6 protein-coding genes are annotated in these 12,380 nt (G+C 47.5%); 4 read left to right on the forward strand and 2 right to left on the reverse strand.

Translation table 11 applies throughout. The annotated features are described in order from the left end of the window. Nucleotide 1: 1 nt before the first annotated feature. From HQ865_RS22720 to HQ865_RS22735, 4 genes are all read left to right on the forward strand, one after another. Nucleotides 2-4,609, forward strand: a complete 4,608-nt coding sequence (locus HQ865_RS22720; protein ID WP_173417106.1) for a DUF6443 domain-containing protein — start codon at nucleotides 2-4, stop codon at nucleotides 4,607-4,609. A gap of 336 nt (nucleotides 4,610-4,945) precedes the next feature. Beyond that, nucleotides 4,946-5,317 carry a hypothetical protein gene (locus tag HQ865_RS22725; RefSeq protein ID WP_173417107.1) on the forward strand — a complete coding sequence of 124 codons (372 nt, stop codon included), beginning with the start codon at nucleotides 4,946-4,948 and terminating at the stop codon, nucleotides 5,315-5,317. A gap of 241 nt (nucleotides 5,318-5,558) precedes the next feature. Next, on the forward strand, nucleotides 5,559-5,711 hold the full coding sequence (locus HQ865_RS22730) for a hypothetical protein (RefSeq protein WP_173417108.1): 153 nt from the start codon (nucleotides 5,559-5,561) through the stop codon (nucleotides 5,709-5,711). 232 nt (nucleotides 5,712-5,943) lie between these two features. Beyond that, complete coding sequence (locus HQ865_RS22735) at nucleotides 5,944-7,374, forward strand: serine/threonine protein kinase (protein WP_173417109.1); 1,431 nt, start codon at nucleotides 5,944-5,946, stop codon at nucleotides 7,372-7,374. Nucleotides 7,375-7,493: 119 nt separating this feature from the next. On the opposite strand, the gene HQ865_RS22740 is transcribed toward HQ865_RS22735, so the two are convergent. Beyond that, entirely contained in the window at nucleotides 7,494-8,204 is a 711-nt protein-coding gene (locus HQ865_RS22740; protein WP_173417110.1) for a hypothetical protein, read from the reverse strand. After that, on the reverse strand, nucleotides 8,201-12,373 hold the full coding sequence (locus HQ865_RS22745) for a GH25 family lysozyme (RefSeq protein WP_173417111.1): 4,173 nt from the start codon (nucleotides 12,371-12,373) through the stop codon (nucleotides 8,201-8,203). The genes HQ865_RS22740 and HQ865_RS22745 overlap by 4 nt, the downstream gene beginning before the upstream one ends. Between the last annotated feature and the right edge of the window lie 7 nt (nucleotides 12,374-12,380).

Genomic DNA, 12,380 nt, shown 5'->3' on the forward strand with positions numbered 1-12,380 from the left:
TATGAAAACCAATAATCTTATCAAATACGGGATGTCTTTAGTTCTGTTGATCTTCAGCACCCGCCAGGCATCCGCGCAGGTACCCACTATTTCCTACGCAGGGTCGCAATCTTATACCATCGGAGCGGCGATCTCGCCGTTAAGCCCTACGGTTAGCGGTACGGTATTTACCATGGGCCAAACCAGCACTTTTGCAGGCAGCGGCTCTGTTGGCTCATCCAACGGCACGGGTACGGGCGCGACGTTTAATCACCCCATCGGGGTGGTGGCCGACGCCTCGGGTAACGTATACGTGGCCGACCGCCTGAACTATAACATCCGCAAGATCACGCCATCCGGCGTAGTAACATTGCTGGCGGGCAGCACCAGCTCAACCTTTGCCAATGGCACGGGAACAAGCGCCAGCTTCGCTTTGCCGAACGACATAGCGCTCGACGGATCGGGTAACCTGTACGTAGCCGATGAGTGGAACAATATGGTGCGCAAGGTTACCCCGTCCGGCGTGGTTACCACCTTCGCCGGCAGCACCACTTCGGGCTTTACGAATGCCAACGGCGCATCGGCGCGCTTCAGTTATCCCTTCGGAATATGCTCGGACGCGGCGGGCAACCTGTACGTGGCCGACCTGAACAACGGGGCGGTAAGGAAGATCACGCCATCGGGCGATGTAACTACCCTGGCTTCGGGCTTCGGTACGGTGCTGGACGTAGCCTGCGACGCGGCAGGATATGTTTACGTGGCCGACGCGAACTATCATACAATCTATAAGATCACGCCATCAGGCACCACCAGCATATTCGCGGGCGCGGGTTATGCCGGATCCTCGAACGGCACGGGTAACGGCGCCACCTTCAACCACCCCGCCGGCATCGCGGTGGATGGCAGCGGCAACGTATATGTGGGCGACGAGAACAATCAGCAAATCCGCAAGATCACGCCGGCCGGCGTGGTTACCACTGTGGCCGGTACAGGTTCCAGCGGCTCATCCAACGGCAGTGGCTCTTCATCCAGCTTTTACCTGCCCTGCGGCGTGGCTTACGACCAGACCACCGGCAGCCTGTTCGTGGCGGATTATAACAACAACATGATCCGGAAAGTGGTGGTAACACCCTATAGCATAAGTCCCGCTTTGCCGGCCGGCCTGGTCTTCGACAATGCCACGGGCATCATTAGCGGTACGCCGACGGCCATGACCACCCCGACCGTCTATACCGTTACCGCCTACAACAGTTCGGGCGGGGGTACTACCACTGTAACCATTAGCACTGGCACGGGCATTTCCAGCCCCAGCAACGAGAACTTCATCCTAACCTATACGCCCAGGACGGAGATCAGCGACAATACCCTGCTGGCCAGCAGCAGCGTGGGCAACGTGAACCAGTCCATCACTTACTTCGACGGCCTGGGCAGGCCGATGCAAAGTGTGGAGCTGAAAGGCAACGGCGATGGCACAAAGGATCTGATACAACCAATAGCCTACGACGAGTATGGCCGGGAGGTAAAGAAATACCTGCCCTATACGACAGCCGCGGGCGACGCGCTATCGTACCGCTCAAACGCATTGACAAGCGGATATGGCGTAGACCATTTTTACAACCCGACAGGTGCGACCAGCGGCACCCAGCAACTGGACGGGAGCGGCACCCCCATCGGCGTGGTGAATATCCCCTATCCTTATGCCCAAACAAGATTTGAGGCTTCGCCGCTAAGCAGGGCCGTGGAACAGGGGGCGCCGGGCGATGCGTGGCAGTTAAGCACCAGCGGCGTTACTGGCAGCGGACATACGGTTAGAATGCAATACGGTCTCAATACTGACGCCGACGAGTTGAACAAGGTCCTGCTATGGGCAATTAACACGAGTGGAGGCGCTACGACCAACAGTAGTTCAAGATACGTAGCAGGTCAACTACATAAAACGATCACCACAGATGAGAACGGTAACAATACGATTGCTTTTACAGACAAGATTGGGAATGTTGTCTGCAAAAAGGTGCAATTGGGTATCGGCGTTTATTTGAGCACCTACTATGTCTATGACGACTATAACAACCTGACTTATGTGATACCGCCAATCCCCGACCGAGAAACATATCCTACCAGCTTTACTGAAGCCTCTACCGACGCCATCTTTAACAATTATATCTACGCATACCATTATGACAATCGAAGCAGGCTAACTGAGAGGAAAATGCCCAACAAAGGATGGGAACATTTGGTCTATAACAATACAGATCAGGTGGTTGCGACACAGGATGCTGTGCAGCGGGGTAGTAATAAATATACTTTTACGAAGTATGACGCCCAAGGACGTGTAATCATGACCGGCGAATTGACGGACACCCGCGGTCATCAGCAAATTACCAACGATATTATTACGCAAGCAGTCAATTGGGAAACCCCGAATAGTGGTTATACAGATGGCTATACGACCGGAGGCAGCTGGCCAACCAGTTGGAACATGCTGTATACGGTCAATTACTATGACAACTACGATTTTCCGGGGAGTTCAACAACAGGGTATGGACCCACAGTCAGTCCTGGAGCCAAAGCAACAGGGCTTTTGACCGGGAAAAAAGTGCGGAACCTTGTTTCAGGCAGCATGCTTTTGACCGTTAACTATTACGACGATAAGGGGCGCCCACTAGAGGTAATTGCGCAAAACAACATTGGTGGAACCGACCGCATTGTGAGCGTATACAACTTTACCGGCCAACCAACTCAAATTGTGCGCACGCACAACAGCGTCAGGAGCGGCAGCAGTCTAACTAACTTTGCGATCACCAATCAATATCTTTATGACCATTTGGGCCGTAAGACCCAAACCAAGCAGCAAACAGGCAGCGGCGCAGACATGATCGTACTTAACCAACTGGACTATAACGAAACTGGCCAACTGTTTACCAAGCATCTATATAAACCATTTGGCGGGACCTCATTTTTTCAGGACGTGAAATACTCTTACAATGAGCGCGGCTGGTTACAGGGCAGCAACGCCGGGCTGTTTGCGATGCGGTTAAAGTATAACGACGCGGACGACGGTGCCGCAGCCCAATTTAACGGCAACATTGGCAATCAATACTGGGGTTTGCCGGGCAACCTCGACAAGCACTACTCTTACAATTACGATGCGCTGAATCGCATTATTTCGGGCATTACCAATACGGGGTTCAGCGAACAGGGCCCTACCACGCAGGGCATAGAATACGACTACCTTGGCAACATAATCAAGTTAAAGAGAGTAGACCCCGTCGCGTCTACCACGGGTAACTATGTTTACAGCTATCTCGGCAACCAGTTGCAAACCGTTACAGGCCTTACCGGAAGCGCGTACCATTATGACGAAAACGGCAACCCCGACCACGATGGACGTACCGGACGGAATATCACGTACAATTACCTCAACCTGCCGCAAACTGCCAATATGCCCTACAATACCCAAACCATAACTTACACCTATGACGCAACGGGCAAGAAACTAAAAAGGGAAAGTTCAACGCCTGGCGTGGGCACGACAGACTACGATAACGGTATTGTTTACGAGAATTCAACCATTTTTGCCCAGACCGAGGACGGCAGGGTCATTAACCTAGGCGGCTCCGTCAACTATGAGTACAATCTATCAGATAATTTACGGAACACCCGGGTAACATTCGATACGTCCTTGGGATACGCCCGGATAGTGCAACGAGACGATTATTTTCCTTTTGGTATGCAACATGCCAGCCCTACCGGCCCAGGTTCTCCGCCCAATAACTATCTTTACAACGAAAAGGAGCTACAGGTTGAATCTGGCCAATACGATTACGGGGCAAGGTTCTACGATCCGGTGATCGCGAGGTGGACCACCATCGATCCTTTAGCAGAACAGGGGAGAAGGTGGAGCCCATATAGTTATGTATCGGACAATCCAATACGATATATTGATCCCGATGGAATGTCACAACGGGACTATGCTTTAAATTCATTGGGCCCAACAGCTAGCGATGATAGTGAAGACCCTATTGCTGCGCATTATGAGGGAGCGGAAGCGCAGGAAATCGCAAGGCAGCTTCAAGTGGGACAGAGCCAAAATGACGGAGGAAAGGGAACGGGAAAAAGCAAACCTCCAGTTCCCTCAAAGATAAAGCCTGCGCCGCGAGACGGCACCAAGCCCGTAAATTTCAAAATAAAACCAATCGAAGATGAGCCTGACTTCACTGTTTTGGATGGAATTGGAACGGTGTATGGCTTAGGAAGCGAAATAAAGCCATCAATATTTAAGCATGGGGATGCAATGGATTGGTTAATTTTGGGGGCCAAGATTTCCAAAACGAGGAATAAGGCGCAAGCAATTTCCGTCATTCAAGAGTTTCTCATTGAAAAAGGGATTACAGCTGCTTTTGGAGGCGCGACCCCCTATGCCGTAGCGAGCATGGTCTACAGTTATTATGAAAACACGTCATCGGGAACGGCACAAATGGCCTTAAATTACTATGACGAAATAAATTACGACCTTGCCCAGTATGATGCTACCAAGGATTTCGGCTGGAAGCTGAAAGCAGAGCGGGACAATGAATTATACCATGAATATGTCGATAAGTTCCTTAAATCCTTAGAGAAGAAAAAATGAAAGTAAAACGCGTTTATTGGGCGCTTGCCGTGATATTGGGAGTCCAGGCGAATCTTGCGTACTCGCAAAAAAGCAAAGGCATAGAAGCTACCCCTCCGATGGAGTTAAGAATAAACAACCTTATCAAGGAGAGGCTGTATACCAGCGCTGAAGGAATATTAGATAGTCTAATTTCAAAAAATACGACCAGCGGCTTCGCATATTATGAAAAGGGTGTCATACGCACGTATAAGAAGAATTTCCCTATGGCCATTCTTTACTTTTCTAAGGCCTCAAAATTGAACTATAAAAAAGCCAATTGCGAAAAGTTAATTAGATTTAACAAATTAATGATGAATGGAAAAAGAAAATTTGTTTATCCGTGTTGTGCTGTTCTTTAACGTAGCCTCCTATGCCATGGTAAAGAACTCGCCGTTTAACTACTTGGTTAGCTACCAGCAGAAATCCGTCGGCATGGCCTTTGTGTTTTTGTTTGAGTTTGTCGTGGCGTATTTTTGTGTGATTGTAAGGCTTCAATCGACCTTTTTCATCTTTAAACTGCTTTTTTTGTCATTAATCGCCTATCACGCCTTGGCTTCTTTTATTTTTAGCAGACAAATAGAACGAATGGCTTCAAATTATCCGATGTATTACAATAAAGCAGCCAGCTTTATTTTTGCCATTCTTATGCTGTTCGGCTTGGTTGGATTTGTTTTTATTTGGTTTTGAGAAGTAGTAATAATCCACCACTTTATGTAGAGATCATTCAAGCAAGGGAGTAAACTAAAGCGAGCCTCCTATGCCGGCACGTACGTTCCGGAACTCATCAAACCGCAACGCCCGTAACTCAAATAGTTACGGGCTTTTTGCGTTTAAGGGGTCAGGGGCTCCCTGCAAGTCAGGCGTGTCGCCGGAGGGACACGCGATCTTGCACCTTTCTTTTCTCTGCTTTATACTGCGCCAAAAAACCATGCGCTACATCATCCCTGAACTCTACGGCGGCCCCGAGTACGCGGCCATCGTAACTGACACCGACGGTCGCATCCTCGTATTCGAAGACCGGCCATCCGCCGAAGTAGAGGCGGCCGATTGCCAAAGCCGTCTAATAATCGAGGTTGACTAATGCAATCAAATTAACGCCATCAACATAGTGATGGCGTTTTACTTTAAGAGTTACTGTTCCTGCAAACTCCGTGATGACCCGTCCGCCAGATATGCTTCCGGGGCTATCCGAGAACCCGAAAACATGGAGATGGAAATTGTTCATTGTCGTTTGCATTTTCCGCAGTATTACTTCCCTTCCCTAAAAAAGTAACCAATTTTGAACTCTGCTATATTTTCGCTATATTTCCGTTATGTGTGAGAAGTTTATACCTCTACTGGCTGAGCATTTTGAAGATGTTAAAGCCCTCAAAAAAGATGGCAAGGCTGTTGCTGGCGGCAATAGTAAAATTTATCTTACTACCATAGACGGAGCACCCGCTGTAATCAAGGTATTCAGCAAACTGAAAGAGGAGGGCCGATACAAACGGTTTGTTGAAGAATTGCGGATAATTCCAATGATTAAGCATATTAGTGGCGTTGTACCCGTTATTGCATATACTGAAAGTCCGCCTGAAAGAATGAAGGAGTGCGAGGGCATGACTTCCATTGATGACATTGCGTATATCGTGATGCCATTTTATCCCGCTACCCTCAGCCACAAGTTAAGTCAATTTGCAGGTGATGACGGCACCAAGGCAGTTGCCGCCATTCTGTCCATAGCGAGCATTATAAAAAGACTTCATGACGAGGGATTTATGCACAGGGATTTGAAACCCGACAACATTCTCATTGATGCCGAAAATAACTTTTTAGTTTCCGACTATGGATTATGTATAGATCTGGATCGAGAAATAAAACGCCACACGGCCAACTCGGAGTTAGTAGGCGCTGTTAATTATCGTGCCCCTGAATATCTGCGAGGCCGGTTGGACGAGGCCGACCATCGCCCTGGTGATATATTCTCATTAGGGAGAATGCTCGTTGCATTGCTCATGGGCAAAGAATTGTTCAATGTTACAGATTGGGAGTTTGAACAATCTCTTGCGGATATTACCGCGCCGCTTCGCAAGTCGATTATATTGCAAGATATTATTAGAGCATCAACCAACGTTGACCCTAAAAGAAGACCTTCAATTGACGAATTTATTACCTATTTAGAGAGTTGGCTCATGGAACACTCTCCGCAATCAGCAGACGCAGCCGTAGCGAAAATTTTGGGATCGGATACTATTAGGGCGCGCATTCGCGCAACTACAATGGTCAATGAAATAAAGCAACAACATAACGAAACGGTGAACTTTATTACTGCGCAGTTGTCGCAATTAACATTGCGTTGGCAAGCTATTTTGGAGCAACTGGCGGCACACGGTATCGGTAGTCGACTTAACGAGGTCTCTATTCGATCCGACTTCGATAGGTTTGGTATTCAAGCCTTAAACGATTTAGTTGTCCCGACAGGTGAAGTAAGTGGACTTTTTATTGGCCTCAATCCTGGCGATTTAGACAGTGCACCTTTCTTATATTGCGCGCTATATGTCTTTTATGATTTGAACAACATTGATAATCAGCATTACGCTGTTGTTGCAATTCATAAATTGCCCGGTCAAGAGCCGCAATTAACACTGTCTGTACAGATAAAACCGTTCTCCTACACCGATACTGGTATTCGGCAAAAAATACTCACAGATTTAACGGTAGCAACAACTGCGCTTGATGAAATATTAACGGATTGGACGGCTTAAATACTGCGTTTGTTGCTAAGAATACATGGGATATCGCCTTGTTGCTATTCCGTCCGTAGGCCCTTCCTTAAGACAGATCGCTATCTTACCTCTTCTTTTCAGACATTGTCCTTAATTGGTTAGTTCACTGTAAATTGGAAGGTACTGGATGTTGAAGTATTCCCTTTCGAATCCCGCGTTAGTACTTTCCAAAAATAGGTTGTGCCTGAGGACACATTTATTCCGCTTAATGTGTTAACGGATACATTGCTTTGGTATAGTGATGGCTGACTATTTATTCCAAAGTACACGTCATACGTCGAAATATCATTATCAACGTCTCCACCCGTCCAGCTAAGGCCTATTTTTCCTGATACAGCAGAAATGCTTTGTCCAAACGTGGGCGTTAGTAAATCCGCTGGAAATGGGGGATGTGAGATTACCCCTGCCCCCGAGTTGTAAAACTTCCAAACATCACTTTGAGTAGTTGCAGTTGTCTTGGAAGATTTCGAGATAACGTACCAGGAGTATGGCGTGTTTTTTGACAAGGTAACCTGCTTTTGCGTGCCCAAAACATCGATGGCGGCCGCTGTTATTCCCGTTTCAAGATTCTTAACATATAAAACATAGCTTTCTGCATTTATTGTGTTGTTCCAACTAAATACAACGCTGCTCTGCATGTCGGAGACCGATACGCCCGTAATACATGCTTCGTCCTTTGCGGGGAATACCAATACCGTTTTTGACGGAGTATAGTCGGGCTCCACAGCGGGGGCAGGCGGAGCCGGCTTGCTCTTTTTACATGCAGCAATTGCGATAGCAACCGCAAATATCACAACTACTCTTTTCATTGCCTTAGTATTTTGTACTCCGATTCGGATGTGTTTAATTTAAGTTTAAGTACGTATACGCCTAACGGAAGCTCAGGAAGATCGTTTATTAGGACAATCCCGGCATTGTTGGGTATATCTTTCTTGTACACCACACCCCCATTAATATTACGTATTTCCACTCCCGCAGTAGGTGATTTGTCTAAGCCTACATTTATGGCCAGATTGCGCTCAAATGGGTTAGGATAAATTCGTATGCCGTCCGATACCGTGAAGGTTTGCTGAAAGACTCCCTGACATGGCTTTTCGGTTGTAACTTTCAATTGGTTAACCCCTTTAACTACTGGCAAAGTAATCGTTTCTTTCGACGTTGCGTACTTTGTTCCATTCAATTCGATCTGATACAAATCTCCGCCGCCCAGGGTAACGGTAACGGTTTTAAGCGGACTATTAACCGCAGTATAGACCGCCAAGTCCTTTGGCTCGTCAACAGCAACGTCGAAGCACTGCTTGAATTCAGGATGCCCGGCGACTGTTATGCAGATAGCGTACAATCCTGCGGGGAGGTTCGCTATGGTCGTTGTGGAAGTGAAGGGATACTGCGTACTTTGGCCGCCTCTTGTAACGGTTGCGACGTAATTCTCGCTCCTTGTCGCCATAATGTTAACGGATCCGCTAGAGCTTCCTCTGCATGCTGCGCCTGTAGCCGTCAGTTTGAAATTAGTTGGTGGAAGCGTGTACACATACGTGAAACCGGGAAGGCTGACCGTCGCTAAGGGCGCGGATAAAGCGACATTACCGCTCGTGCCGGAGCCGACGGTCGCTGTTACGGTCGTCGGGGAAACGATAGAATAGGATGCCGCAGGGGTTCCGCCGAAAGTTACCGAGGAGGTGTTTGACAGGTTTGCGCCTGTTATCGTAACCACCGTCCCCTCTATCCCGCTCGTAGGAGTGAACGCGGTAATTCTCGGGTCGCTATTGAGCACGTTAACGGTTACCTGAGCGCACGTGGTTGTGTTGCAGGCTCCGACTGCCTGGACGAAATAGGTTGTAGTTGCGGTCGGCGTTACTGAAAAAGAGCCCCCTCGGCCGGAGCCGGCTGGCGTGCCGCCGCAAGTGCCCGAGCACAGGTACCATGACGCGTTTGTTCCCAGGGAGCCGCCGCTTACAGCCAGTGTGATCGGGGTACCAGGCGGTATGTTATTTGCTGAACTAGTAAGCGCCGTGGGCGCTACCGAGAGCACGCAACCGCCGGAGCAATCTGGTGCGACGGCCGATGTCGTATTTGATGCGGTGGAACCCGAGTTATTTACAGCTTTTACGTAGTAGGAATACGAGGTTCCGGCGGTTACCACCTCATTCGCGTACTGAGTTCCCGAAATGCCCGACGCGTACAGTATCCCATTGCGGTATATGTCGTAGGAGGCCGCATTGCTTGACTGCGTCCAGTTAAGCCGTATGCGGCTGGTCGTTCCGTTACACTCCGGGGTCGCCGTCAGAGTTGTTGCACCTGGCACGGCTGCTGAACAGTTCGAAGCTGTGGCAGAGGGCGAATTGGAAGCGGTACTGCCTGAACTGTTCTTTGCTAAGACGTAATACGTGTACGACTGTCCCGCCGCCACACTCGTATTGAGAAACTGGGTGCCGGTAATTCCAGACGTGTAGAGTGCGCCATCGCGGTAAATGTCATAGCTGGTAGCATTCGTTGAAGCTGTCCAGTTCAGCGCAATTTGGCTTGACGTCCCGTTGCATCCAGGGGTAATGGTAAGCACCGGCGCTGATGGATATCCCGAACTGCCACTAAAAGTAACCGGAACAAAAAGTTGGTTGTTCGATTCATCGCTTTCACTTACAGCCCCTCCGCCATCCGCGCCAAACATTATGTACCAAGTGCCGGCATAAGGACCGATGGGGATGGTGATTTGTTTCGAAACCGTACTGCTTGTTTGCCCAGAGTTTATGGCAGGCAAAGGAATCTCGCCCAAATACGTGTCTGTTGGAGCGCCGTCGTATTTTTGGTCTGCGGAAAGCCACACTGACGTTACAGAAGCTCCTGCATTAGCACTGCCTTGATTTTTGTTTACGCAGGACACGGTTATCTGTAGTCCAGGGGAAACTGGCGATGGAGTTACTTGCCCATTTTGTGGTATTAGATCTGGAAGTGCGGATTGGCCAGCAGTAATAGAAAGTGTTCGTGATGCGAAATTATTTCCTTCATTGCTTTCGGCAACAACTTGATTTCCATCCGCCCAAAAAAATACATAATAATTCCCAGATGCGATATTTGCAGGAATTTGTAGAGTACTTGTGTAATAAAGACTATTAGAATTTGCAGGTAAAGCAGGGAAAGGTATTTTCCCTAAATATATATCATTGTTGGTATTTAAGACTGCGTCATTAGATAGCCAAATAGTAACGTCGTTAGGTCCAATTGGAACTGTACCTGAATTATCTTCAGAGCAACCAACAGTAATGCTACTTCCAGAATTTACGCTTGCCGGGATTACTGTTTGGGTATTTGCAGTTATGGTTAAATCTGAAAGGATTTGACTGCCAATATTGTGCAATGCTGATAGATTGCCATTGAAAAAATCCATATCAACGGCACCGGACAAACCAGGCACTGTTCCACTGTCAGAATATTGCTGAAATATCCATGGCCAATTCGGAAAACTGGAGATATCTGGCTGACCTGCAGTTTTATAATCCGCAATCCATAATTTATTAGTTATCAGCCCGCTTTGATAATATGGATAAAGAGCCGCCGCATACGATTTATTACAATAAATTACAGGCATTACACTTTGGCCGGTCTGATTGAAAACTTGTGTACTCCAATCATGAATCCATTGTGCCAACTTAGCAGCAGTCATAAAAACAGGTACCTTTGTCAATGATATTTTTTGGTTGGTTTGAGTCGCCGAATCATATTTATAATAGTACCGTTCCCCAGTTAAAATATTCACGAGTATGTTGCCAGAATACCCATTTGATGGTGAGAAGCTGACGATCTGATCTTCAACATCCAGAGCTGGAGGAAGAAAGTCGTTTCCAACATATCGATATGACACGTACGCTGCGTTTACGAAGTTTGTTGCTTCCTGCTCAACTGTATTTTGGTGTTCATAACTCGACTGGTAATACTCGGGCGAAAAAAGAGGTGTAGCAAAATGATAAGCCCCTACAACAATTTTTTGATCAGTAGCAAGCTGTGCATTTTCATTAAAGTTATCGTATGGCATATAAGTACTTTCGGTAGCTTTAATATAAGCAAATCTTATTTGACCGGTATTTGCAGCGTTTGCCCAAGATGTAACTTTATTATTGTGAATGTCGATTCCATATACAGCGGAGGAACTACATTCGGTAGTTTTGAAAGAGGGTGAAGTCGTATAACCAGAACTCGTGTCATTGCAACTCGTTTTCGCATAGACTCTTAGATAATATGTAGTACCACAGGTCAATTTAGACGTCGAAAATGACAAAGACTGAGTAGTTCCCTGATCTACTCCATTACCATAAGTAACAGAAGGACTCGTTCCGACAACCCAGTAATATGTTACAATGGTACTGCCTGGAGGATTCCCGGCGCTCCAAGATAAGTTTGCTGACGTTTGCCCTGTTGATAAACCTAAAGCACTCGATGGCGCCGCCGGTGTAGTGCATGCCTCCGTTGTTTTTTGCCGATAAACCAATTTGTTGTATGATGCGGCACCGACATTACTCTTACATCCTGTTCCATCAGAATAAAGCGTGGTTAGCAACCGCACGGTTCCTGTAAATGAAGCCGTCCAACTAATATAAGGGGCATTTCCATTAGTACCGCAAGCATCGGTAGAGAAACATATCGGAGTAGTGAGATTCGTGTTGCTAAACAGCGTTAGCTGAGCGTCCCAGGATGTCGATACCCCGCCATATGCCTCGCAATATGTCCACTCATAGGTATTTCCGGCCACCACATTAAACAAAGTATAGTTGCCTGCGTTCATAAGTGCAGGACTGCCAGTGGACGGATTTACTAAGACTTGCCAAGTAGACGTTGCTGAATAAGGTGCCCCTTGAGATGGGTATTGACTGGTAAAATTGGTACAGCCACCTGTAGATAGACATTGTTGAGCATTTGAATTATCTAATGATAGTAATATAAACAATGCATTAGCAATTAAAGCAAAGAGCAAATTCCTTTTCATCAACTAA

Origin of the sequence: Mucilaginibacter mali (genome assembly GCF_013283875.1) — a bacterium.
In the GTDB taxonomy this organism is placed as follows: domain Bacteria; phylum Bacteroidota; class Bacteroidia; order Sphingobacteriales; family Sphingobacteriaceae; genus Mucilaginibacter; species Mucilaginibacter mali.

Coding starts and splice junctions, on each gene's coding strand:
- HQ865_RS22720 (WP_173417106.1), top strand. CDS start 2: ATGAAAACCAATAATCTTATCAAATACGGGATGTCTTTAGTTCTGTTG.
- HQ865_RS22725 (WP_173417107.1), top strand. CDS start 4,946: ATGGAAAAAGAAAATTTGTTTATCCGTGTTGTGCTGTTCTTTAACGTA.
- HQ865_RS22730 (WP_173417108.1), top strand. CDS start 5,559: ATGCGCTACATCATCCCTGAACTCTACGGCGGCCCCGAGTACGCGGCC.
- HQ865_RS22735 (WP_173417109.1), top strand. CDS start 5,944: ATGTGTGAGAAGTTTATACCTCTACTGGCTGAGCATTTTGAAGATGTT.
- HQ865_RS22740 (WP_173417110.1), bottom strand. CDS start 8,204: ATGAAAAGAGTAGTTGTGATATTTGCGGTTGCTATCGCAATTGCTGCA.
- HQ865_RS22745 (WP_173417111.1), bottom strand. CDS start 12,373: ATGAAAAGGAATTTGCTCTTTGCTTTAATTGCTAATGCATTGTTTATA.